At 64.3% G+C, this 23,468-nt stretch carries 26 protein-coding genes; 13 read left to right on the top strand and 13 right to left on the bottom strand.

Annotated elements, in window-relative coordinates; translation table 11 throughout:
- Position 1: 1 nt before the first annotated feature.
- The 6 genes from ssuD (at position 2) to FHW83_RS28500 (ending at position 6,416) form a co-directional block, all read left to right on the top strand.
- Positions 2-1,150, top strand: a complete 1,149-nt coding sequence (gene ssuD, locus FHW83_RS28525) for an FMNH2-dependent alkanesulfonate monooxygenase (RefSeq protein WP_176649742.1) — start codon at positions 2-4, stop codon at positions 1,148-1,150.
- 1 nt (position 1,151) lies between these two features.
- A complete protein-coding gene (ssuC, locus tag FHW83_RS28520; protein WP_176649741.1) occupies positions 1,152-1,910 on the top strand; it encodes an aliphatic sulfonate ABC transporter permease SsuC in 759 nt (252 codons plus the stop codon).
- 9 nt (positions 1,911-1,919) lie between these two features.
- Entirely contained in the window at positions 1,920-2,735 is an 816-nt protein-coding gene (locus FHW83_RS28515; RefSeq protein ID WP_176649740.1) for an ATP-binding cassette domain-containing protein, read from the top strand.
- Between the two features lie 44 nt (positions 2,736-2,779).
- Entirely contained in the window at positions 2,780-3,793 is a 1,014-nt protein-coding gene (locus FHW83_RS28510) for a DUF4351 domain-containing protein (RefSeq protein WP_176649739.1), read from the top strand.
- A gap of 204 nt (positions 3,794-3,997) precedes the next feature.
- Positions 3,998-4,564: a YceI family protein gene (locus FHW83_RS28505; protein ID WP_176649738.1), complete on the top strand. Its 567-nt coding sequence runs from the start codon at positions 3,998-4,000 to the stop codon at positions 4,562-4,564.
- 85 nt (positions 4,565-4,649) lie between these two features.
- Complete coding sequence (locus tag FHW83_RS28500; protein WP_176649737.1) at positions 4,650-6,416, top strand: amidohydrolase; 1,767 nt, start codon at positions 4,650-4,652, stop codon at positions 6,414-6,416.
- 30 nt (positions 6,417-6,446) lie between these two features.
- Here FHW83_RS28500 and FHW83_RS28495 read toward each other — a convergent pair whose 3' ends face one another.
- Positions 6,447-7,199, bottom strand: coding sequence for an SDR family oxidoreductase (locus FHW83_RS28495; RefSeq protein ID WP_176649736.1), 753 nt, complete (start codon positions 7,197-7,199; stop codon positions 6,447-6,449).
- Between the two features lie 114 nt (positions 7,200-7,313).
- Between FHW83_RS28495 and FHW83_RS28490 the strand changes: the two genes are divergently transcribed.
- Complete coding sequence (locus FHW83_RS28490) at positions 7,314-8,216, top strand: LysR family transcriptional regulator (protein ID WP_176649735.1); 903 nt, start codon at positions 7,314-7,316, stop codon at positions 8,214-8,216.
- Between the two features lie 3 nt (positions 8,217-8,219).
- Here the strand turns inward: FHW83_RS28490 and FHW83_RS28485 are convergent, their stop codons facing one another.
- A complete protein-coding gene (locus FHW83_RS28485) occupies positions 8,220-8,807 on the bottom strand; it encodes a chromate transporter (protein ID WP_176649734.1) in 588 nt (195 codons plus the stop codon).
- Positions 8,804-9,382: a chromate transporter gene (locus FHW83_RS28480; RefSeq protein ID WP_176649733.1), complete on the bottom strand. Its 579-nt coding sequence runs from the start codon at positions 9,380-9,382 to the stop codon at positions 8,804-8,806. Before FHW83_RS28480 ends, FHW83_RS28485 begins: the two co-directional genes overlap by 4 nt.
- Positions 9,383-9,500: 118 nt before the next feature.
- On the opposite strand from FHW83_RS28480, the gene FHW83_RS28475 reads away from it, so the two are divergent.
- Entirely contained in the window at positions 9,501-9,725 is a 225-nt protein-coding gene (locus tag FHW83_RS28475; RefSeq protein ID WP_229224400.1) for a hypothetical protein, read from the top strand.
- Between the two features lie 256 nt (positions 9,726-9,981).
- Here FHW83_RS28475 and FHW83_RS28470 read toward each other — a convergent pair whose 3' ends face one another.
- The 3 genes from FHW83_RS28470 to FHW83_RS28460 all read right to left on the bottom strand — a co-directional run bounded on the left by FHW83_RS28470 (position 9,982) and on the right by FHW83_RS28460 (position 11,554).
- On the bottom strand, positions 9,982-10,875 hold the full coding sequence (locus FHW83_RS28470; protein WP_176649732.1) for a PAS domain-containing protein: 894 nt from the start codon (positions 10,873-10,875) through the stop codon (positions 9,982-9,984).
- A gap of 101 nt (positions 10,876-10,976) precedes the next feature.
- Complete coding sequence (locus FHW83_RS28465; protein ID WP_176649731.1) at positions 10,977-11,159, bottom strand: hypothetical protein; 183 nt, start codon at positions 11,157-11,159, stop codon at positions 10,977-10,979.
- 41 nt (positions 11,160-11,200) lie between these two features.
- Positions 11,201-11,554 (bottom strand): hypothetical protein, encoded by a 354-nt coding sequence (locus FHW83_RS28460; protein WP_176649730.1) that lies wholly within the window; start codon positions 11,552-11,554, stop codon positions 11,201-11,203.
- Between the two features lie 118 nt (positions 11,555-11,672).
- Between FHW83_RS28460 and FHW83_RS28455 the strand changes: the two genes are divergently transcribed.
- A complete protein-coding gene (locus FHW83_RS28455) occupies positions 11,673-14,714 on the top strand; it encodes a triple tyrosine motif-containing protein (RefSeq protein WP_176649729.1) in 3,042 nt (1,013 codons plus the stop codon).
- 11 nt (positions 14,715-14,725) lie between these two features.
- Here FHW83_RS28455 and FHW83_RS28450 read toward each other — a convergent pair whose 3' ends face one another.
- Positions 14,726-15,100 (bottom strand): hypothetical protein, encoded by a 375-nt coding sequence (locus FHW83_RS28450; RefSeq protein WP_229224399.1) that lies wholly within the window; start codon positions 15,098-15,100, stop codon positions 14,726-14,728.
- Positions 15,101-15,213: 113 nt separating this feature from the next.
- Between FHW83_RS28450 and FHW83_RS28445 the strand changes: the two genes are divergently transcribed.
- Entirely contained in the window at positions 15,214-15,900 is a 687-nt protein-coding gene (locus FHW83_RS28445) for a hydrolase (protein ID WP_176649727.1), read from the top strand.
- Between the two features lie 89 nt (positions 15,901-15,989).
- On the opposite strand, the gene FHW83_RS28440 is transcribed toward FHW83_RS28445, so the two are convergent.
- The 5 genes from FHW83_RS28440 to FHW83_RS28420 form a co-directional block, all read right to left on the bottom strand.
- Positions 15,990-16,613 (bottom strand): response regulator transcription factor, encoded by a 624-nt coding sequence (locus FHW83_RS28440; RefSeq protein WP_176649726.1) that lies wholly within the window; start codon positions 16,611-16,613, stop codon positions 15,990-15,992.
- Positions 16,592-17,311, bottom strand: coding sequence for a sensor histidine kinase (locus FHW83_RS28435; protein WP_176649725.1), 720 nt, complete (start codon positions 17,309-17,311; stop codon positions 16,592-16,594). Before FHW83_RS28435 ends, FHW83_RS28440 begins: the two co-directional genes overlap by 22 nt.
- Positions 17,312-17,410: 99 nt before the next feature.
- Complete coding sequence (locus FHW83_RS28430) at positions 17,411-18,256, bottom strand: alpha/beta fold hydrolase (RefSeq protein WP_176649724.1); 846 nt, start codon at positions 18,254-18,256, stop codon at positions 17,411-17,413.
- Between the two features lie 90 nt (positions 18,257-18,346).
- The gene (locus tag FHW83_RS28425) at positions 18,347-19,279 is read right to left on the bottom strand and encodes an MBL fold metallo-hydrolase (protein WP_176649723.1); all 933 of its coding nucleotides are present in this window, start codon (positions 19,277-19,279) and stop codon (positions 18,347-18,349) included.
- A 75-nt stretch (positions 19,280-19,354) separates the two neighbouring features.
- Entirely contained in the window at positions 19,355-19,978 is a 624-nt protein-coding gene (locus FHW83_RS28420) for a response regulator transcription factor (protein ID WP_176649722.1), read from the bottom strand.
- 304 nt (positions 19,979-20,282) lie between these two features.
- Between FHW83_RS28420 and FHW83_RS28415 the strand changes: the two genes are divergently transcribed.
- From FHW83_RS28415 to FHW83_RS28405, 3 genes are read left to right on the top strand one after another with little or no spacing between them, the layout of a single operon-like run.
- Complete coding sequence (locus FHW83_RS28415) at positions 20,283-21,014, top strand: MotA/TolQ/ExbB proton channel family protein (protein ID WP_218106479.1); 732 nt, start codon at positions 20,283-20,285, stop codon at positions 21,012-21,014.
- A complete protein-coding gene (locus FHW83_RS28410) occupies positions 21,004-21,432 on the top strand; it encodes a biopolymer transporter ExbD (protein WP_176649720.1) in 429 nt (142 codons plus the stop codon). Before FHW83_RS28415 ends, FHW83_RS28410 begins: the two co-directional genes overlap by 11 nt.
- A complete protein-coding gene (locus tag FHW83_RS28405; protein WP_176649719.1) occupies positions 21,429-22,808 on the top strand; it encodes a hypothetical protein in 1,380 nt (459 codons plus the stop codon). The genes FHW83_RS28410 and FHW83_RS28405 overlap by 4 nt, the downstream gene beginning before the upstream one ends.
- Positions 22,809-22,823: 15 nt before the next feature.
- On the opposite strand, the gene FHW83_RS28400 is transcribed toward FHW83_RS28405, so the two are convergent.
- Complete coding sequence (locus FHW83_RS28400) at positions 22,824-23,465, bottom strand: phosphohydrolase (protein WP_229224398.1); 642 nt, start codon at positions 23,463-23,465, stop codon at positions 22,824-22,826.
- Positions 23,466-23,468: the final 3 nt, after the last annotated feature.

The following is a 23,468-nucleotide window of genomic DNA, read 5'->3' as shown; positions in this document are numbered from 1 at the left end:
GATGTCTCTCAATTTGTTCTGGTTTATTCCCACCCATGGCGACAGCCGCTATCTCGGCACCTCCAAGGGTTCGCGTCCGATCGACGCCAACTACCTGAAGCAGGTGGCGGTGGCCGCCGACACGCTGGGCTACGACGGCGTGCTGCTGCCGACCGGGCGCTCCTGCGAGGATGCGTGGGTGGTGGCGTCCTCGCTGATCCACGTGACGCAAAAACTGAAATTCCTGGTGGCGATCCGTCCGGGTCTGACCACGCCAGGGCTGGCGGTGCGCATGGCATCTACCTTCGACCGCCTGTCCAACGGGCGACTGCTGATCAACGTCGTCACCGGCGGCGATCAGGGCGAGCTGGAAGCGGACGGCCTGTTCGCCGATCACGCCAAGCGCTATGAGATCTCGGATGAGTTCATCCGCGTGTGGCGCGCCTCGCTGGCTGGCGAGGGCGGCGACAAGGGTTACGATTTCGAGGGCAAGCACATTACGGTGAAGGGCGCCAAGACGCTGTATCCGCCGGTGCAGAAGCCATATCCGCCGCTGTACTTCGGCGGCTCGTCGGAGCCGGCGCACGAACTGGCGGCCGAGCAGATGGACGTGTACCTGACCTGGGGCGAGCCGCCGGCGGCGGTGGCGGCCAAGCTGGATGACATCCGCGCGCGCGCCGCCAAACATGGCCGGAGCGTCAAGTTCGGCATTCGCCTGCACGTCATCGTGCGCGAGACGAACGAGGAAGCATGGCGCGCGGCCGATGAGTTGATCAGCCATCTGGACGATGAAACCATCGCCAAGGCGCAGGCGGCGTTCCAGAAAATGGATTCGGTAGGACAGCAACGCATGGCGGCTTTGCACGGCGGACGCCGTGACAAGCTCGAAGTATCGCCCAACCTCTGGGCCGGCGTGGGACTGGTGCGTGGTGGCGCCGGGACCGCGCTGGTGGGCGACCCCGAAACGGTGGCGGCGCGTATCCGCGAGTACCAGGATCTCGGCATCGAGACCTTTATCTTCTCCGGCTACCCCCACCTTGAGGAATCGTACCGCTTCGCGGAACTGGTGTTCCCGCTGCTGGGCAAGGGCAAGGATCATGGCGAGCAATCGCTGAGCGGCCCGTTCGGCGAGATCATGGCCAGCGATATCATCCCGAAAAAGGCGGCGTAAGATGAAGAGGCAGAGTGCATGGACGCCGTGGGTGCTGCCGGTGCTGCTGATCGCGGTGTGGCAGGTGTCGTCGCAACTGGGCTGGCTGTCCAGCCGCATCCTGCCGGAACCGTGGGCGGTGGCCAAGGCTTTCTGGTCGCTGGCGGAATCGGGCGAATTGTGGACGCACTTGCGCACCAGCTTGTGGCGCGCGGCCAGCGGTTTCGCAATCGGCGCGGGCCTCGGCCTGGCGCTTGGTCTGCTGACCGGCAGCTTCCGTGGCGCCGAGACGCTGCTCGACACCACCCTGCAAATGATCCGCAACATCCCGGCGCTGGCCCTGATTCCGCTGGTGATCCTGTGGTTCGGCATCGATGAAACGGCCAAGCTATTCCTGCTGGCGGTGGGCGTGTTCTTCCCTGTCTACCTGAACACCTTCCACGGCATCCGCTCGGCGGACCAGGGCTTGATCGAGATGGCGCGCAGCTATGGGCTGTCCGGCTGGCCGCTGTACCGCGACGTGATTTTGCCGGCGGCGCTGCCATCGATCCTGGTCGGCGTGCGCTTCTCGCTGGGACTGGTGTGGGTGCTGCTGATCGTGGCGGAGACCATCTCGGCGCAGGCGGGCATCGGCTACATGACCATGAACGCCCGCGAGTTCCTGCAGACCGACGTGGTGCTGGTCGGGATTCTGCTGTACGCCTTGCTGGGCAAGCTGGCTGATTTGGTTTCGCGCGGCATGGAGAAGCACTTCCTGCGCTGGAATCCCGCATACCGTTAAGGAGAACGCATGTTTATATCCACCGCATTATTCGATACGGGCGCGTTGCCGCGCGAAGGCGCGACCTGGACCTCGGCGCAACCACCGCGCCGCCAGGGCGTGTCGCTGGAACTGGACCAGGTCAGCAAGTCGTTTGGCGCGCGCCAGGTGCTCAAGGATGTGCAACTGGAGCTGGCGCCGGGCGAGTTCGTGGCCATCGTCGGCCGCAGCGGCTGCGGCAAAAGCACGCTGCTGCGCGCGATCGCCGGGCTGGAGACGGCGGAGCAGGGCAGCATCGCGGTCGGCAAGGGCAGCATCGCGGCCAGCATCCGCATCATGTTCCAGGAGGCGCGCCTGCTGCCGTGGAAGACGGTGCTGGAGAATGTGGCGATCGGCTTGCCGCGCTCCCTGAACGCGGCGGCCGCCACGCTGGCCACGGTCGGCCTGGCCGAGCGCGCAAACGACTGGCCTTCCGAGCTGTCGGGTGGCCAGCGTCAGCGCGTGGCGCTGGCGCGCGCGCTGCTGCACGAGCCGCAACTGCTGTTGCTGGACGAACCGCTGGGCGCGCTCGACGCGCTGACCCGGATCGAGATGCAGCAGCTGATCGAGTCGTTGTGGCTGTCGCGCGGCTTCACCGCCGTGCTGGTGACGCACGATGTGCAGGAAGCGATCGCGCTGGCGGACCGCGTGGTGCTGATCGAAGAGGGGCGCATCACACTGGACCTGAAGGTCGACCTGCCACGTCCCCGCGCGCGCGGCAACGCCGCCTTCGCCGCGCTGGAACAGCGCCTGCTGAGCCGCATCCTGAACCAATCCCCCGCCACCGACGCCGCCATCGCGGCCTGATCGTCATCAACAAGCGGACGATGGCCTAAGCGGATACTGGAGGGATGCCCCATCCCTCGCCGCCATCCCGCTACGACTCACCCTGGAAAGCAGCCATCGGCCATGCTTTCCGGGACTTCATGGATTTCTTCTTTCCCGCGCTCTCCGCCGAAATAGATTGGGCACAAAAGCCGCAATTCCGCGATAAGGAACTGGCAGGCATCAGCCACGGCGACGTGCCTCATAGTCTGGTGGCGGATAAATTGGTGGAGGTACGTCTGTGCGATGGTAACGCGGGATGGGTGCTCATTCACATAGAAGTGCAGGCGCAACGTGATGTGGCACTGGCGCGGCGCATATTCGACTACAACTACCGCATTCACAAAGAGCATCAGCGGCCGGTGGCGAGCCTGGTCGTGTTGGCTGATGAGGCGCGCAACTGGCGCCCGTGCATCTATCATTATGCGCGGCTGGGAACAGAGCTGAGTTTTTCGTTCGCCATCGTCAAATTGCTCGATTATGCTGACCGGCCCGATGAGCTTCAGGCGTCGGATAACCTTTTTGCGCTGCTAACGCTGGCGCACTTGCGCACGCAGCAGGCGCGTCATGACCCCGGTCTGTTATATGCGGCGAAGTGGCAAGCGACTAGGCTACTGTACGAACATGGCTGGCGCAAGGAGCGCATACTTGTGATGTTCGATGTGATTAATTGGATGATGGTCTTGCCTGAGCCGTATCAACAGCGCTACTGGCAAGCCATCCGTGGTGCCAGGAGGGAGCGCGTTATGTTTTGGATTGGAGAAGTCGAGCAGTCTTTCATTGACAAGGGCTGGAAGAAGGGAAGAAAAGAAGGCCTGAAAGAAGGCCTGCAAGAAGGCCGTAACCAGGGCCTTGAGCAAGGTATCGAACGGGGACGTAAAGAAGGCGCGGCCGTGCTGCTGGAGCGGCAACTGGTCCGGCGCTTCGGGCCGTTGCCGCAGTCGGTCAGGAACAGGCTGGCCAGGGCCAGCATGGCACAACTGGAGGCCTGGAGCGAGCGGCTGCTGGAGGCGGAAACGCTGCGGCAGGTGTTTCGATAGGTGCCCGCTTCCCCGGGCGGGTAATCTCCTCACACGCCTTAAGACAGATACCGTTTGTCCATCGTTCCGTTATCATAACGGCATGTGGGAATGATCGATTTTATCGATAGTAAAGCGGTAAATTTTTCGTTTTACAACTTTAGATGTCGCGAGCATAATCGTCCTCACTCGAACAATCTCGTTCCCCACGTTAGGAGTTTCTAAATGAAAAAAATCGTTGCCCTGTTGATCGCCGCTGGTATTTCCCTGTCCGCCTTCGCCGCTCCTGAGAGCTTCACCTCGGACGACAACCACACCTTCTCCAGCTTCAGCTACAGCCACTTCGGCTACTCGACCCAGCAAAGCCGCTTCAACAACACCAAGGCCAAGATCACCCTGGACCGCGCCGCCAAGACCGGCTCGGTGGAAGCGACCATCGACGCCAAATCGGTCGACACCGGCTCGAAACTGTTTGACCAGCACATCCAGGGCGAGAACTTCCTCGACACCGCCAAGTACCCAACCATCACCTACAAGTCGACCAAGGTCAACTTCAATGGCGACGTGCCGGCCAGCGTGGAAGGCAACCTGACCGTCAAGGGCGTGACCAAGCCGGTCACCCTGACCATCACCAACTTCCACTGCGCCGATCACCCGATGGCCAAGAAACTGGCTTGCGGCGCCAACGCCACCGCCAAGATCAAGCGTAGCGAGTTCAACGCCGGCGCCTACGCACCGAACGTTGGCGACGACGTGACCCTGAGCTTCGCGATCGAATCGCTGAAAGACTAATTCAAGAGAACTGGGCTCGCCTCAATTCTCTGACGCCGCCGGCGCGGCTTGCCCCGCGCCGGTTTTTTATTTTCCGGGAGTAGTTATGAAATTGAAGCAGCTCGCTGTCGCGGCGGCCATCGCCTGCGCGTCGTCCGCGTACGTCCACGCAACCGACCTCATCATCACCAACGGCAAGGTCGCCACCATGACCAGGGAGGGCGCTTTCGCGCAAGCCCTCGCCATCAAGGACGGCAAAATCGAAGCCGTGGGCAGCAACGCCCAGATCCTCAAGCGCAAGACCGCCAACACCCAGGTCATCGACGCCGCCGGCAAGACCGTGATTCCCGGCCTGAACGACTCGCACCTGCACATCATCCGCGAAGGCCTGAACTACAACGCCGAACTGCGCTGGGATGGCGTGACCTCGCTCAAGCAAGCCCTGCAAATGCTGAAGGAGCAGGCCGCGCGCACGCCGGAGGGCGCCTGGATCAAAGTGGTCGGCGGCTGGAACGAATACCAGTTCGAGGAAAAGCGTCTGCCGACGCTGGAGGAAATCAACCAGGCGGTGCCGGACAAGCCGGTATTCCTGCTGTATCTGTACGGCCTCGGTTTCCTGAACAAAAAGGGCATCGAGACGCTGGGCTATAACGCCGACACCAAGTTTAAGGATGGCGTGGTGGAGCTGGGCGCGGACGGCAAGCCGACCGGCAAGCTGATCGCCAAGCCGAACGCCATGATCCTGTACACCACGCTGGCCAAGACCGGCGCGCTCTCGCGCGAGCAGCAGCTGAACTCGACCCAGCAGTATTACACCGAACTGAACCGCCTGGGCCTGACCAGCGCCATCGACGCCGGCGGCGGCGGCCAGGCTTATCCGGACGATTACGCCGTTAGCCTGGAGCTGGCGAAAAACGGCAAGCTGACGGTGCGCACCTCCTACTATTTGTTCGCGCAAAAGCCGGGCAAGGAACTGGAAGACTACCAGCGCTGGCTGACGCAAACCCATCCGGACAAGAACGATCACCTGTTCTACGCCAACGGCTACAACACCGAGGGCGGCGGCGAGAACCTGGTGTGGAGCGCGGCCGACTTTGAAAACTTCCTGGAGCCGCGTCCCGACATGCCGGCCCACATGGAGAGCGAGCTGGAGCCGGTGCTGCGCCTGCTGATCAAGAACCGCTGGCCGTTCCGCATCCACGCCACCTATGACGAGAGCATCGACCGCGACCTGGCGGTGATCGAGAAGGTCAACCGGGACACGCCGCTCAACGGCCTGCGCTGGTTCTTCGACCACGCCGAAACCATCAGCGACAAGCAGCTGGCGCGCGTGAAGGCGCTGGGCGGCGGCATCGCGGTGCAGGACCGCATGTACTTCCAGGGCGAACTGTACTGGAAGCGGTACGGCGAGCAAACCCGCCAGATGCCGCCGATCAAGAAAATGCTGGAGATGAAGATCCCGGTCGGTCTCGGCACCGACGGCACGCGCGTATCGAGCTATGGTCCGTGGCCGTCGATCTACTGGGCAGTGACGGGCAAGACCGCCGGCGGCCTGAAGATCTGGCAGGACAAGGATGTGTTGAGCCGCTACCAGGCGCTCAAGCTGATGACCCAGGGCAGCGCATGGATGAGCGGCGAGGAAAAGCTGAAGGGCACGCTGGCCAAGGGCCAGTATGCCGATCTGGTGATCCTGCCGCAGGATTATTTCACTATGGACGTGGAGAAGATCAAGAACCTGGAAGCCAGCCTGACCATCGTCAATGGCAAGGTGGTCTACGCCGCGCCCGAGTACCAGCGGTACGCCCCGGCCAGGTTGCCGGTGCAGCCGGACTGGAGCCCGGTCAGGCACTACGGCGGCTACCAGAACAAATAGCACTGTTCCAGGGCGGGGCTTGGGTGAACGTCAGCCGTTGAGCGTGCGGCCGCCGTCGACGATGAGCTCCGAGCCCACCGTCCAGCGCGACTCGTCCGAGGCCAGGTACAGCACGGCCTTGGCCACTTCCCCGGGCGTGCCGAAGCGGCCGAACGGGATGGTCGCGGCGATCTCCTTGTTGACCTGCTCGCGATAAGCCGCGGGAATCCCCAGCTTGTCGTAGAGCGGCGTTTCGATCGGGCCGGGGCTGACCGCGTTGACGCGTATGCCGCGCCCGAGCAGCTCGCTCGACAGCGTCTTCGACATGTTGAGGAACGCGGCCTTGCTCGCCGCATACACCGATGAACGCTCCGAGCCGACGTGCGCGCTGATCGAGGTGTTCAGCACGACGGAGGCCGGGTTCGCGAACACCGGCAGCAGCGCCTGCATCAGGAAGTACGGGCCCTTGACGTTGATGTCGAAGGAGCGATCGAACATTTCTTCCGTCCACTCCTCGATGGGCAGCCAGACCGATACGCCGGCATTGAGGAAGGCCACATCGAGCTGGCCGTAGTGCTGCTGAACGGCTTGCGCCAGCTGCTTCTGCGCGGCCACGCTGGCCGAGTCGGCGCGCAGCACCAGTACCTCGCTCCCCAGTTCGGCCTGGGCCTTGGCGATGGAGTCCGGATTGACGCCGGTGACGATCACGCGCGCGCCTTCGGCGAGGAATTGCCGGGCTGTTTCCAGGCCGATGCCGCTGGTGCCGCCGGTGATGAGGGTGCGTTTGCCTTGTAAGCGGGACATGAGATTCTCCGTCAGGTTATTCATGAGCAGTACTATGGATTCATGCGGCATCTTTGATAAGATCCAGATTCTGAATATGTTTCATGCTCAAAATGCATGAATTGGAGAATCCGCATGGACCGCCTGCTGTTGATGACCTGTTTTGTTCGCGCTGTCGAGACGGGAAGCTTTTCCGCCGCCGGCCGCGACCTGGGCCTGGGACAGCCGAACGTCAGCCGCCATGTCGCGGCGCTGGAGGAGCATTTGCAGGCCAGGCTGCTGCACCGCTCGACGCGCAAGCTTGCCCTGACGCCGGAGGGGGAGCGTTACTACGCGGAGGCGCGCCGCATTCTCGACGCCGTGGAGGAATCGGAGTCTTCGTTCCGGGACAATGTCGCCCCGTCCGGCCTGCTGCGCGTCGCCTGTCCCACCGCGCTGGCCCATACCTTTGTGGTGCCGCATGTGCCGGCGTTCCTGGACTTGTATCCAGCATTGACGCTCGATCTTCAGATCAATGACCGCTATGTGAACCTGGTTGACGAGGGGGCGGAGCTGGCGATCCGGATCGGGCATCTGGAGGACAGCACGTTGCGCGCCCGCCGCCTTGGCATGTTCGAGCGCGTGTGCGTTGCCAGCAAGGATTATCTGGCCAGGCGCGGCATCCCGGCCACGCCCGATGAGTTGCAGGCGCACGATTGCTTGATCTACACCCTGTTGTCGACCGGCGCCACGTGGCGCTTCCGCGATGCCGATGTGCCGGTCTCCGGCAGGCTGCGGGTCAATTCGCCGGAGGCGATACGCGAATGCGTCAACGCCGGCCTCGGGATCGCGCACGGGCCGGAATGGCTGTATGCGGAAGGGCTGAACAACGGCAATCTGCGGCTGATCTTGAGGGAATACGCGGCGCCGCCGGTGCCGGTCCAAGCCGTGTACGTCGCGCAGCGGCTGCTGCCCAAGCGGGCCATCGTCTTCATGGATTTCATCGCGGGGGTGTTTGCGGAAAATCCGGCGTTTAGTCGGCGCGACACGCCGGCTTGAGGTTCAGCCCGGCAGGAACCAGCCGATCGCCGCGCCCGCCGCCAGTAGCCACAACAGGTGGATGCGGGTGCGCCAGATCAGCAGCCCGGCCGCGCCCGACACCAGCCACAGCGGCCAGTCGGTGGCGGGCTGGTCGTTGCTGGCGGCCAGGATCACGCCGACCGAGACCATCAGCCCCACCACCACCGGCGCCATGCCTTGCTTGAAGGCGCGCACGCCCAGCAGTTCGCGGTTGCGGTGGCCCCAGCGCGCCGCCAGGTAGGTCAGCGTGGTGCTGGGGATCAGGATGCCCAGCATGGTCACCGCCACGCCCGCCAGGGCGAGGGTATAGCTGCCGGCGTTCAATCCCACGTTCCAGCCCATCAGCGCGACGAACAGCACGTTCGGCCCGGGCGCGGCCTGGGCGATGGCGATGGCGTTGTTGAATTGCGCCTGGGTCAGCCAATGATGTTCGACCACCAGGTAGCGGTGCATCTCGGTGGTGGTGGAGATCGCGCCGCCGATCGACATCAGCGACAGCAGCATGTAGTGGCCGAACAAGCTCAGCCAGTCGCTGAAGCTGAGCACGATGTGCAGGGGCGCCTCGTTCATGCCGACGCTCCCTTGAGCTTGCGGTAGGTGAGGGTGTAGCCGAGGCCGCCGAGGATCAGCAGCGTGTACGCCAGCGGCAGGCGCAGCACCAGCACGAAGGCCACGCACAGCAGGGCGATCAGGGCGTTTTGCCAGCGTGGCAGCGGATGCGTGCGCAAGGCCGAGGCCAGCTTGAGGCCGGTGGCCGCGATCATGCCGGCGGTGACGGCGGCCATGCCGCGCAGCGCGCCGGCCACGCCCGGGTGGCTGCCGTATTGCGCGTACAGCAGGGCCAGGCCCAGCACCACCAGCAGCGGCACGCACAGCATGCCGGCCAGCGCGGTGAGGGCGCCTCGCAGACCGAAGTAGCGGTCGCCGATCATCAGCGACAGATTGACCACGTTGGGCCCGGGCATGATTTGCGCGACCGCCCAGTCCTCGACGAATTCCTCCGGCGTCAGCCACTTCTTGCGTTCCACCAGCTCGCGCTGGACCACCGCCAGCACGCCGCCAAAGCCTTGCAGCGCGAGGATGGTGAACGAGATGAACAGGTCCAGCAGGGAGGTGGGGCGGGGGCGGGTGGTGTCGGGAGTCATGCCTCATTATAATTGCGAAATGATAGGAGGCTGACATTGACTTTCTCCTATCCTCGACCATACTCCCTGAGCGCATCAACGATCGGGCGGCAGCCCTCACTTTTCACCAAGGATCATGATGAACGTTACGTTAGTCCAGAGCCTGGAATCGGCGGTGCCGACCATGCTGTTCCAGCAGCGCCACGACGACCATAGCAGCGCCATTGTCGAGCGCGGCCTCACGGTGCAATCGAGCTTCAATACCGTGTGTGCGATCGAATACCTGAAGTCGCACAACGTCGACCCCAAAGTCATCGAACGGGTGCTATTGCATCCCGATCAGCGCCGAAAAGCGCCGCATTGATCTGCGTCGCCGGCGTTTACTTATGCACAAATCATGTTAGCAAGAATTTTTTTGAAAAATTTTCTTGTGACCGTCTGTGAAAATCTAAGTGGTTGATTTTTAAGGGCTTTGTTTTTGCCTCTTGCATGGGCAGTTTGTCGTAAACCGCGCCGTTACAGGCTGTCTTGCTTGTCAATGGGGGTATATCCACATAGTTGTCCACAGCATTTGTGGATATCCGGAAAAACGCTTTATGGATCCGTCACTTAAGCGAAACTTAAAGCGGTTTCTTGAGCGCCTGCAGCACGCTGCCGACGACGATGGCGCCGCCGTCGTCGCCGGTGACGGTCACCCGCAGGCGCACCTCCTGGCCATCACGGCGCCAGGTGCTGATGACGTCGGTCCAGGCCTCGCCATCCTTGAGCGCCTGTAGCGCGTCCGCCAGCTGGTCCTGCGGATAGGGCGGGGCGTGCAGCAGGCGCAGATCGGCGCCCAGCAATTCCTCGCGGCTGAACTGGAACACGGCGCAGAACTTGTCGTTGACGCTGGCGATGCGGCCGCGCTTGTCGAGGGTGACCAGCACCGCGTGCTGGTCGACCGCCGCCAGCAGCTTGCGCGCCGCGTCCAGCTCGGCCTGCAGGGCGGCGGTGTGGCGGTGCGCCTCCTCCAGCCCGGCGTACGCGCGCAGCGAGGAGATCACGGTGGTGAACAGCTTGCGCGTGGTGAGGTCGGTCTTGCACCAGAAATCGTTGATGTCGTAGTCGAGGATGATGCTGTGCTCCAGCGCCTGGCCCGGCTGGCCGGTGCGCAGCACGATGCGCACCAGCTGGTTGTGCAGCTGGTCGCGGATCTGGCGCGCCACGTGCAGGCCGGCGTCGCTGGTTTCCATGATGACGTCCAGCAGCACCAGCGCGATGTCGGGGGTGTTGCGCAGCACGTTGAGCGCTTCCTCGCCGCTGTAGGCGTGCAGGAAGCTCAGGCGGCGGCCCTGGAAGCAGGCGTTACTGAGGGAGAACTTGGTGACCACGTGGACGTCGACGTCGTCATCCACGATCAGCACGCGCCATGGCGGCGGCGCGGCGGCCGAAGAGGCGGCGGCGCCGGTGCGCGGCTGGCCGGCGGGCGCCTCGTCCTCTATCATCCAATCGGTATCGTCGTCGTTCTGATTCATGCATCAAGTCCCAGGTAGGTCGAACAGGCCGAACGCCAGAGTGACACTATTCCTCGCCAGCACTTTTGTCAAAGGATACCCTGTGCGGCGCAACAACGGTGTCATGCTTCACACTTATGCACATAAATTATTTTTTCAAGCGGCGAAAAAGCCGCCGGGCGGCGACTTTTTGGCTTTTGTAAGTATTTGATTTTAAAAGGGGAAATTTCTGCCTGTGGATTAGGCAATTTGTTGTATCGCCCGCCGTTAAAGGCGTTCTCGACTGTCAAGAGGGCCTTATTCACACCCTTATCCACAGTTGATGTGGATATCTGAAAAAACCACTTTAGATACGCTGACTTATCCCTTTTTGCTGAGAAAATCCTTGCGCTATGTCTTCCGAGAGATGGCGGCTCAGCAGGATTAGGCACACCACCAGCGCGTGCAGGGCCAGCGCGAAGGTGATGGCGGTGCTGGCTTGGGCGCCGGCCAGCGTGGGGTAGGCCAGCAAGGCCAGGGCCGGCGGCAGGCCGTAGCGGTCGGATTTCAGCAATTGCCTGGCGTCCAGCTTGACCCAGGCGATCACCCCGATGCCAAAGAAGCCCCAGCCGGCGGCGTGGAAGTCGAGGGCGCCCAGCGCGAACGCGGTCAGCAGGGCAAGGGCGCTGATCGGCAGGGGCAGGTCATGTAAGCGTTTCATGGTGATTCTCCGGTTGCTGTGGTGAACAGATTAACGCTGGTAGGCGTATTGGTAAATTTTATTGTTCCTATCTGATTGATAGGTTTTTACATTTTGTATTTTCGTCTATGATGCCGGCATGCCTAACGTTTCCATTTTCCTGTGCCTGTTGGCTTTGCTGATCGGCGCCCCCGGCGCGCGGGCGCTGGAGCGCAAGGTTTCCCTCAGCGATTATCACCACGATATCTGGACCGCCAAGGATGGCGCGCCGGGCGAGATCGCCGCCATGGCGCAGACCAGCGATGGCTGGCTGTGGATCGGCAGCAGCAACGGCCTGTACCGCTTTGACGGCGTGCAGTTCCGTCGCTTCGAGGCGCTGTCCGGCGAGGCGCTGCCGCGGCGTCCGATCACGGCGCTGACCGCGCTGCGCAATGGCGACCTGCTGATCGGTTATATCTACGGCGGCGTCAGCCTGCTGAGCAAGGGCCACCTCCAGCATGCACCGTCCATGCTGGGCAAGGTGCTGGTGGGGCCGGTGGTGAGCACGGTGCGCGACGAGGATGGCGTGCTGTGGGCCTCCACCAATAACGGCCTGCTGCAGCTGAAGAACGGCGCCTGGGAGAACGTCGGCCAGGCGCTGGGCCTGCCGCCGGGGCGCACCTCCAACCTGGTCCTCGACCAATATGAGCAGCTATGGGTGGTGGCCGGCGAGCAGTTGCTGGTGTTGCCGCGTGGCGCGCAACGTTTCCGCTCGGTGATGAGCGGCTACAGCGCGGTCAACCTGAGTGCCTCGCCGGATGGCCGCCTCTGGCTGGACACGCACGAGCAACTGGTGCCGGTGCCGCCCCAGCACGCCGGCCCGGTCCGGCCGCGCGCTTCTTGGCAGGCGCAGGCGGAAGGGCAGGAGAGCGGGTTGTTCGACCGCGACGGCAATTACTGGACGCTGGCCTGTCCCGGCGTCTGCCGCACCGATGGCGTCGGCCTGGGGCCGTCCACCGTGCAGCGGCCGATCGCCACGCCCGACAGCAAGCTGGACCAGGCATGGCAGGTCAGCAGCCTGACCGCCAACGTGCTGTTTGAGGACCGCGACGGCAATATGTGGGTCGGCACCCAGGCTGGCGTCGAGCGCTTCCGCAACAACCGCCTGACCAAGGCTCGGCTGAGTGGCGGCGAGCGCATGTTCAGCTTCGCGCGCGGCGCCGACGGCCATGTGCTGGCCTGGGCCAGGCCCACCGGCGAGCTGTGGCAACTGCGTGCCGATGCACCGGCCAGGTTGCTGGAGCGTCTGCCGCCGGGCCCGTTCGGCGTGCTGGCCAATGCCGCCGATGGCGCGTTGCTGCTGGCCGGCACCGACCACATCGAGCGCCGCACCGGCGGCGGGGTCGAGCGCATCGCCTATCCGCCGGCCGCCGACGGCAAGCCCGGCCAGGTGCGCGCCACCCGCATCCTCGACGATGGACGCGATGTGTGGATCACCATCGGCGGGCGCGGCACCTTCCGCCTGCATGACGGCCAATGGCAAACCCAGGCCGAGCTGGGGCTGCCGCCGGGCATTTTCTTTGTCGCCGCCGGCGAACGCGCGGGCACCGGCGCCGCCCCCATGTGGTTTGGCTATAACGACGGCGAGGTGCTGCGGTTCGACAATGGCCACGTCACCCGCTACGCGGCGCAGGGCGAGCACGAGATCGGCGCCGTCACGTATCTGCACGGTGGCCGCGATGTGATCGCGGCCGGCAACGTCGGGCTGGCGGTGTTGCGCGGCGGCCAGTTCCATCGCCTCACGGCGGCCGATCCGGACGTGCTGGCGCGCGTGTCGGGCATGGTGGTCACGCCCAACGGCGACCGCTGGTTCAATGGCGGCAAGGGCGTGGTGCACGTGCGCGCGGCCGACTGGCAAGCCGCGCTGGCGGCGCCACGGCAACCGCTCAAATACGTGCTGTACGGCGTGTCGGACGGCTATCCCGACTTCGCCGCCACCGCCATCCGCCTGCCGAGCGCGATCGCGGACGCCGCTGGTCAGCTATGGTTCGCCGGCGTCAGCGGCATCGTCCGGCTCGACAGCACGGCGACGCCGCCGCTGCCGCACGCGCCGCAGGCGCAGGTCGAAACGCTGGTGGCGCAGGGCAAGCGCCACCTCGACTTCAGCCGGCCGCTGGAGCTGGCGCCGGGCACCACCTCGCTGCGGCTGGAGTACACGGCGCTCAGCTACACGATGCCGGAGGCGTTGCGCTTCCGCTACCGGCTGGACGGGGTGGATGACGAATGGCAGGAGGCTGGCCCGCGGCGGGCGGTCTCGTACACCAAGCTGGGGCCGGGCGACTACCGCTTCCGTGTGGCGGCGGTCAACCAGTTCGGCCAGTGGAGCGAGCGGGAGGCCGTGGTGGCGCTGCGCATCCTGCCGACCTTCACGCAGACGCCGCTTTTCTACGCGCTGTGCGCGCTGGCGGCGGCCGGCCTGCTGTACCTGCTGTACCGGCTGTGGCTGCGGCAGGCGACGCTGCGCATCGCCACCCGCATGGCCGAGCGCGAGCGCATCGCGCGCGCGCTGCACGACAGTTTCCTGCAAAGCGTGCATGGCCTGACGCTGAGTTTCCAGTCGGCGCTGGGCGGCCTGCCGCCCGATTCGGCCGGCCGGCAGAAGATCGAGCGCGTGCTGCTGATGGCGGACAAGGTGATGGAGGAGGGGCGCGACGAGGTGCTGGACCTGCGCTCCGGCGCCATGCGCGACGGCGACCTGGGGCAAAGCCTGGCCCTGATCGGCGAGGTGCTGCAGGAGAGCCATCGCAGCGTGTTCAGCCTGCGCACCGTGGGCAAGCCGCGCGCGCTGGAGGAGCAGGCCGCCTGTGAATGCTACGCGATCGGGCGCGAGGCCATGATGAACGCGTTCCGGCACGCGGAGGCGGCGGCGGTGCAGGTGGAGCTGCACTACCAGGCGGACGAGTTCAGGCTGCAGGTGCTGGACGATGGCAAGGGCATCGCTCCCGGGCTGGCGCAGCAGGGCCGGGCCGGCCACTGGGGCTTGACCGGATTGTTCGAGCGCGCCCGGCGCATCGGCGCGCAGGTGGTGGTGGAGCCGCGCGACAGCGGCGGCACGCGGGTGCTGCTGACGGTGCCGGCGGCCTGCGCCTACGCCGGGCAGGCGCGCTGGAAACGCTGGCTGCCACGCTGGCTCAGGCGCTGATCAAGCCTTGATCAGGCGATCGCGGCCAGCAGTTTGCGCACGGCGCCGTGCGCCATCACCAGTTCCGGGCCGTCGTGCAGCAGCGCGTTGTACTTGGCGCGGAACGCCTGGTCGCCTTCCTCGCACGGGCCGATCAGCATTTCCACCGATTGGCGGAAGGCCCTGGCCTCCTCCAGCGTGACGGGCTCGGCGTCGTCGAGGCGCTCGTCGAGCTGGGTCATCAGGCCGGACAGCTTTTGCAGCCAGGCGAAATGCGGGTGGTTGGTGATCAACTGCAAATGCTCCAGCGGGCTGCCGACGGCGCCGAAATACTGGGTTTCCAGATGGATCAATTGTTTGTGCAGGTCGCGCAGGCCGCGCGCCAGTTCGGTGAGTTGTGTTTTCATGGAATGCATCTTAGCAGAGCCGGGGTAAGAGAAAAGCCTATATTTGGATGAGTAGTTTTCCGGGCGCGCGCGGCCTAAGATGGGGTTTCCTTTTACACCACTTGGAACCCATCATGAGCCACCCGAAATTAGAAGTCCTGACCCCGCACAACAGCCAGCTGATCTTCATCGATCACCAGCCGCAAATGGCGTTTGGCGTGCAGTCGATCGACCGCCAGGTGTTGAAGAACAATACCGTGGCGCTGGCCAAGGCGGCCAAGGTGTTCGGCATCCCGACCACCATCACCACCGTGGAAACCGAGGCGTTCTCGGGCCATACCTATCCGGAACTGCTGGACGTGTTCCCGGAAAAGGACATCCTCGAGCGTTCCTCGATGAACTCGTGGGATGACCAGAAGGTGCGCGACGCGCTGAAGGCCAACGGCAAGAAAAAAGTCATCGTGGCCGGCCTGTGGACCGAGGTCTGCAACACCACCTTCGCGCTGTGCGCGATGCTGGAAGGCGACTACGAAATCTACATGGTGGCCGACGCCTCGGGCGGCACCTCGAAGGAGGCCCACGAGTACGCCATGCAGCGCATGATCCAGGCCGGCGTGGTGCCGGTGACCTGGCAGCAGGTGCTGCTGGAATGGCAGCGCGACTGGGCCCACCGCGAGACCTACGACGCCGTGATGGCCATCGTGCGCGAACACTCGGGCGCCTATGGCATGGGCGTGGATTACGCCTACACCATGGTGCACAAGGCGCCGGAACGCACCCACAGCACCCACAAGGTGCTGCCGGCCGTGCCTGCCAAGTAATCGCCGCGTCATTCCGGCGAAAGCCGGAATCCATGCTGAGTTTGCTTTTACCTGAGGCGTTCCATGGATTCCGGCCTGCGCCGGAATGACTAGAATACGCTCAGCAAGCCGCGCCGGGCCGCCACAGTGGCGGCCTCGGTGCGGCTTGCCACGTTGAGCTTGGCCAGGATGTTGTTGACGTGGAATTTGACGGTCCCGACCTCGATGGCGGCGCTGCGCGCGATCATCTTGTTGCTCTTGCCGGTGGCGATATGGGCCAGGATGTCCAGCTCGCGCCGCGACAGCTGACTGCTGGCCATGCGCTCGGCCAGCTTGTTGGCCACCGTTGGCGGCAGATATTGCTTGCCGCCGGCGACGGTGCGCAGGCAGTCGAGCAACTGGGCCGGTTCGGCGTCCTTCAGCAGATAGGCCTTGGCGCCGGCCTGCAGGCCGCGATACACATCCTCGTCGCCCTGGTAGGTGGTGAGGATGACGATGCTGGCGCTGGCGTCCTCGGCGCGAATCCGCTCGATGGCGCCGACGCCGTGCAGGCGCGGCATGCTGAGGTCCATGATGACCACGTCGGGCCGGTGCTGGCGGTACAGTTCCACCGCCTGCGCGCCGTCGGCGGCCTGCGCCGCCACGCGGAATTCCGGCATGGCGCCCAGCAGCGCGCTCAAGCCCGCCAGGATCAGGGGATGATCGTCCGCGATCAGGATCGAGATGGGGTCCATAAGGTGTGCTCCTTGAAACTGAGGTGAAAAGCGGTGTCGCCGGCCTCGCGGCTGTGCCACAGGCGCCCGCCATGTGCCTCGGCGATGCCGCGGCAGATGGCCAGGCCCATGCCGGTGCCATCCGGCTTGGTCGAGAACAATGGTTCGTAGATGCGTTCGGCCAGCGCGGCCGGCACGCCGGCGCCGTCGTCGGCCACGCTGATCCGCGCGGCGCCGCCGGCCAGCGCGGTGCGCAGCGTCAACCTGCGCGGCCGCGCCTCGATGGCGTTGCGCACCAGATTCATTAGCGCTTGCATCAGCTGCACGCGGTCGCCGCACAGCTGGATGCCTTCCAGTCCGTAGTGTTCGCTCAGGGCGATGTCGTGCCGGCGCAGCTCGGCGCGCATCAGCCGCAGCGCCTCGCGCACGGCGTCGTCGATGAGGAACGGGGTGTGTTCAGGTTCGGCGCGGCGGGCCATGGCGTGCAGGCTGCGCACCATGTCGCCGGCCGCCACGCTGGCCTCGGTGAGCACGCGCAGCGCGGCGCGCGCCTCGTCGACGCGCGGCGGATCCTGCGCCAGCAGCGCCAGGCAGGCCTCGGCGTTGAGCTTCACCGCCGCCAGCGGCTGCTTGACCTCGTGCGCGATCGACGCCGCGAATTCGCCCAGCGCGTTGAGGCGCGCCGGGCGCAGGTCGGGGGGAGGGTGCATGCTGGCCATGTTGCGATCCACAGTGATGTTATGACATCACGCATCATGCAGGATAGGGCCAGCGGGGAAAATCCGGCATAGTTGCGGTAGCCGGATTACCCTATCGGGTTAGTTGGACTGGATGAACACCAGCAGGTCGGCGTTCAATTTATCCTTGTGGGTGGTCGGCAGGCCGTGCGGCGCGCCTTCGTACACCAGCAGGCTGGCGTTCTTCACCAGCTTGACGGCGGCCTTGGCGGCGGCGCCGATCGGCACGATCTGGTCGTCGTCGCCGTGGATGAACAGGGTCGGCACGTCGATTTTCTTCAGGTCCTCGGTGAAGTCGGTTTCCGAGAACTGTTTGATGCAGTCATACGCGTTCTTGATGCCGCACTGCATGCCCTGTAGCCAGAAGGTATCGCGCACACCTTGCGATTCCTTGGCGCCCGGACGGTTGTAGCCGTAGAACGGAATGGTCAGGTCCTTGAAGAATTGTGAGCGGTCCTTCAGCACGCCTTCGCGGATGCCGTCGAACACCGACATCGGCAAGCCGTCCGGATTGATGGCCGACACCACCATTTGCGGCGGCACCGCGCCCACCAGCACCGCCTTCTTCACGCGCGCGCTGCCGTGACGGCCGATGTAGCGCGCCACCTCGCCGCCGCCGGTGGAGTGGCCGACCAGCGTGGCGTCCTTGATGTCCAGCGCGTTGAGCAGGGTGGCCAGGTCGTCGGCGTAGGTGTCCATGTCGTTGCCGTTCCACGGCTTGCTGGACAGGCCGTGGCCGCGGCGGTCGTGGGCGATCACGCGGTAGCCGTGGCTGGCCAGGAAGATCATCTGGTCTTCCCAGGCGTCGCCCTGCAGCGGCCAGCCGTGGCTGAACACCACGGCCGGGCCGCTGCCCCAGTCCTTGAAGTGAATGCGGGTGCCATCCTCGGTGATGACGTGGTCTACGGCCAGTTTGCTGTTCGGCATAAGGTGCTCCTGTGTGAGTGATTAAGAACTGCGAAGTGCAGTGTAAGCAGCGCGCGCTTGAAACACCCCTGCCAAAAGTCTGGTTCCGACTTAGGGCTGAGCCGCCGGTGCCTCGTCGTAGTTAAGCGGCAGCCATTGATACTCGCCACGCCAGCGCCGAAGGTGGCCGAGGCCGGGGAAGGCGATGTGGGCGGCGCCGATGATCCAGTGTTTTTCGGCCGCCTGCCGCAGCAGGCTGGCGCGCGTGGCCTGGGCGGTGGACTCGCTGCTGTCGTACTTCACGGTGGCGTCCGGATGCGGCAGCTGGATCGGCGCGACGTGGACGATGTCGCCCCACAGCAGCAGCTTGTCGGCGATCAGATAGGCCGCGTGGCCGGGTGTATGGCCGGGCGCGGGCAGCGCGGTGATGCCGGCCTCCAGCGGGCCGAAGTCCTGGTAGGGCTGGAAGCGGCCCGAGGCCTGGTACGGCGCCACGGCGGCCTGGGCGGCGTCGAAGAAGGTCGACAGGAAGGCGGGCGCCTTGGCCTTGTTGGCCGGCGTCAGCCAGTAGTCGGCCTCGGCTTGCGAGACGCGCAGCACGGCGTTGGGGAAGGCCGGGATGCCGCCGGCGTGGTCCTTGTGCAGGTGGGTGATGTAGATCTCGTCGACTTGCCCGGGCTGGTAGCCGGCCGCGCGCAGGTGCGCGACCAGCTTGCCGCAGCAGTCGCCATACAAGGCGCCGGCGCCAGTGTCGATCAGGATCAGCTTGTCGCCGGTGTTGATCAGGAAGGCGTTGATCGAGCCTTGCAGCGGTAGCTTGAGGTCGGCGTCGGCAAGGTCTTGCAGCGCCTGCCGTGGGCTGATGTTGGTCATCACCGTGTCGACCGGGAACGGATGGGTGCCGTCCGACAACGCCGTGACTTCAAACCGGTCCAGCATGATGCGGTAATAGCCGGGTGCCTGCGTGTGCGCCATCGGCGCGGCGGCGTGGGCCAGGGGCATGGCCAGGGCGCAGGCCAGCAGAAGCTTGTTCAGATGATTCATGGCGATCCTCGTGGTACGGAAGCGCCGATGGTAGCGGAAGGCGCTGGCGCGCGCCCCCGCCTTAGGATAGGCCCGCTAGTTCAGGTGCACCAGCCCGCGCCGGGCGGCCACCATGGCGGCTTCGGTGCGGGTGCACACGTTGAGCTTGGACATGATGCTCTTGACGTGGAACTTGACGGTGCCGACGCCGATGCCGGCCGCGCGCGCGATCACCTTGTTGCTCATGCCGCTGGCCAAGTGGCCGAGGATGTCGCGCTCGCGCGGCGTCAGCTGGTTGCCGTGGATGCGGCTGGCCAGCTTGAGCGCCAGCTCCGGCATCATGAACTTGCGGCCTTGCAGCACGGCGTGGATGCAGGTCATCAGATCGTCCAGCGGGGCGTTCTTCAGCATGTAGGCGTGGGCGCCGGCGCGCATGCTGCGGTCGGCGTCGTCCTCGCCGTCGTGGCCGCTGAGGATGATGATCTTGGCGTCAGGATGGTGGGCGCGGATGCGGCCGAGGGCTTCCACGCCGTCGCAGTCGGGCATGTTCAGGTCCATCAACAGCAAGTCGGGCTGCAGGCGCTCGCACATCTCCACGGCCTGGCTGCCGTTGCTGGCCTGGCCCAGCAACGTGAACTTGCCATCGGACTCGATCAAAGCAGCCATGCCGGCGCGGATCAGCGGGTGGACATCGGCAATAACGACGGATGCGGTATTCATGGTCGGGCTCCAGATGAGGTTGATGAACCCATTCTCGTCAACCTTGCCCGTTCCGTATAGTTATACGAAGGTATAAGGCGCTTTGAAATCATCAGTTTGCGGTCAAAAAAGGCTTAACTTAGCGGCATCACCATCTGAACCGCGTGTCCGTTTCCGGACGGAGGTGGGCGGAGGCGGGCAGTGCAAAGCGCGGAGGGCTGCCGGGCTGTCCGGCCCAGGTGCTTGATTTATAGGGTTTTGTACAGTTTCCAGCGGCATGGCACGGGGCTTGCACCAGGGAATACCATCATCCCAAGGAGCACACATGATTCGTTTGAGTAAAGCCATTGCCGCGCCGTTGGCTCTCTTCGCCGTCCACCACGCCGCGCTGGGGGCCGACTTCAACATTGTCGAACAGGTCGCCGATGGCGGCGGCGCCATCCTGTTGACGCTCGGCCTGTCGATTCTGTTCCTCGCCGTCACCATCGAGCGCCTGGTCAATTTCCGCGCCCGGCACATTGTGCCCGATGGGCTGATCGAGCGCATCAAACCGCTGTGGACGGCGCAGGAATTCTCCAAGCTGCAACAATTGTTGTCGGAGCAGGACAGCACGCTGGCCCGCGTCATCGCCTACGTTGTCACGCACCGGCACCATGGCTACGCGGTCGTCAGCAGTGGCGCCGGCGACCTCGCCTCGATTGAATTACGCCACCATCAGCAGAAAGCCTATGCATTGGCGATCGTGGCGACGGTGGCGCCGATTGTCGGCTTGCTTGGCACCGTGGTCGGCATGATTGAAGCCTTTCATGTGATTGCCTTCTCCGAAGGCATGGGAAACCCGGCCTTGCTGGCGGGCGGCATATCGAAGGCGTTGATCAACACCGCTTGCGGCCTGTGCGTCGCGCTGCCGGCCTTGGCCATGCACCATTTTTTCAAAAATCGCCAGGCGTTCTTCGGGCTGACGCTGGAAAAAAAGATCAACGGCCTGATCAACGAGTGGTTCCTGGGGAAAGACGCGTCGGCGCAGCATTTGCAGGTGGTGTCCCATGCGCATTAATCTGGGCGAAGAGGAACAGCCGGAAATCGGTCTGATCGCGCTGATCGACTGCATTTTCTTCCTGCTGATGTTCTTCATGGTGGCGACCTCGTTCAAACAGCCAAGCAATGTGAAAAAGCAGATCGAACTGCCGGTGTCCTTGCCCGTTTCCCAGGTGAGTCTTGAGGCGAACGAGGCCGCGCCGTCGCCGCTGGTGATCGGCGTAGACCAGAACGGCAAGCTGTTTCTCGATGGTGAGCCGGTGTCGACCCAGGTCCTCCATGGCCGCCTCAAGCAGGAGGCGGCCGCCAATCCCGCCCGTAGTGTGCGGATTGATGGCGATCAGTTGGCCAAGTATCAGGACATCGTGCACGTGCTGGATTTGTGTCAGTTCGAGCGGTTGACCAACATCTCCATGCACACGCGTAGCGCGCAATGATGTCCGCCTTCGTTGATGCACTGGGGCCGCTGCGCCGCCACCTCTTCACCACGGTGTCGCTGGCGCTGCATGCGGTGTTGATTGCGCTGCTTTACTACTTTGGTTCCTATCGGGTCGAGCTGGCGCGGCAACAGGAGCTGGTGCGCGCCGGCGTTGAATTAACGAAGCAGTCAGGCATGGAAAAGCGTGTGCTGGATATGAAACAGATCCGCGATTTGCTGGAGCAGAGTGATCGCACCAGTCAGGACCAGACGAATTTTAGCGCCACCTCGCTACCGAAGGCGCCGGCCGAATTGCTGGAGGAGGCCAGGCAGTTATCGACCTCGATAGCGGAGGTGGAAAAGCGGCTCAAGGCCGAGGAGCTCGCGCGCATTGAAAGCATTCCGAAGGAGCAGGCGCTGGAGCAACTTGATACGCCGGCCCCGCCCCCGGCGCCAGCGAAGGGCGCGGCGCCGGAACAGCTGGCGGCGGAGATCGAACAGCTTGAACGTCGGGCACGCGCATCGCTGCTGCAACGGCAGCAAGATCTGCTGCGGCGTGTGAACGGTGTGGCGGTACAGCCGCCGGATAGCAGCTCGGGCAGCACATACGGCGGCGGTCAACATGAGAAGGCGGTCCGAAGCGGCGCCAGCGGCGACGAGGCCAAAGATGGCGCCATCAGCCTTACCCCTGGCCGCGACGAGGGCGCGACCGTCGAAAGGATCGCCAAATTTATCAATCGCGACCTCGCGCTGCCAAAGGACGTTTCCCAACACTATTACCGCAACGGCGAGCGAATCTTCAAGCCGGGCGTGGGACAAATCCCGTTGGTCGATGCCCGTACCATGCACAAAGGCGCCGGTCGCATGCTGGGCCGTGGCGGTGAGTTTGCCAACCGCGTGTACGTCAACAGCTGGTATCTGATCGGACCATTCGAGGGAAAACACGGCAGCGAACTATTTTCCAATTACCGCTATCCGCCCGAAGATGGCGTGGTGTTGGACGCCGCCTATCGGGGCAAGGACGACCGTGTGGTGAAGTGGCGCTACCTCAACGCCGACAGCTATCCGCTGGTGCCGCCCGATTTTGCCGAGGACGCCGTGTACTACGGCTACACCGAACTCATGATGGACCGCGAGCAGGTGCTGACGATGTGGATCGGCGCGGATGACGACGCCCAGGTGTGGCTCAACGACGAGCAGGTTTGGGTGGGTGGCAACATCAACAAAACCTCGTTCTGGCGAGATCTGTACGACACGCGGAATACCTACGCCCGTGATTTCAATATGACCGAGGGAAAACGCAAAGTGCGCTTCAAGCAAGGCCGCAACAAGATATTTTTCAAACTGGCCAACGGTCCCTCGCGTACGTTCTTCTCATTGGTGTTGACCAAATAAGCGCGTTGAAGGTTTTCAGGCGCTGAGTTGTTTGAGGCGTGTGAGTTCGGCGAGGAAGCGCTCGGCGGCGAGGGCGGGGGGCCAGGGCTCCCACGGCGTGCCGCCGTAGATGGCGTGCAGCGGATCGTCGCTCAGCGGCGGCACGTTGATCTTCAGGGTTTGCTGGACTTCCTGCGCGGACCAGCCGGCGACGTGCACCGCCTCGCTGGCGGCGGCCAGGCGGTCGGCCAGTTTGTGGGCCGCGTGCTCCTTGGCGGTCCAGCGCGGCAGGCCATAGCGCAGGAACACGGCCGCTTCCAGTTTCAGCGTCAAGGTCTTGAAGGCCTCGCCCATGAAAGGCTTTAGCGGCGAGACGCAATCGAAACCCAGCAGGCCCTCCTCGGCATCGTGCAGCAGCTCGCGCAGTGCGGACACGGGCGACAGTTGCAGGTCCATCGCCGCGCATGCCGAGGCGCGGACGTGCATCACCGTCAGCGAGTGCTGCGCCACCGACAACGGCAGCGGCCAGGCCGAATGTCCGCCCCAGCGATAGGTGCGCGCCAGGCCCAGCGCGAGGTCGCTGTCGTCCCAGTCAAACGGCGTGGGGTCGAGCAGATCCAGCCGGCGTCCGGACGGCATGCGCACCCAGGCGCGGTGTTCTTTTGGTGTTCGGGCCATGGC

This window comes from Duganella sp. SG902, from assembly GCF_013376005.1.
Lineage (GTDB): Bacteria > Pseudomonadota > Gammaproteobacteria > Burkholderiales > Burkholderiaceae_D > Rugamonas.
This window is presented reverse-complemented; position numbering and strand designations above follow the sequence as displayed.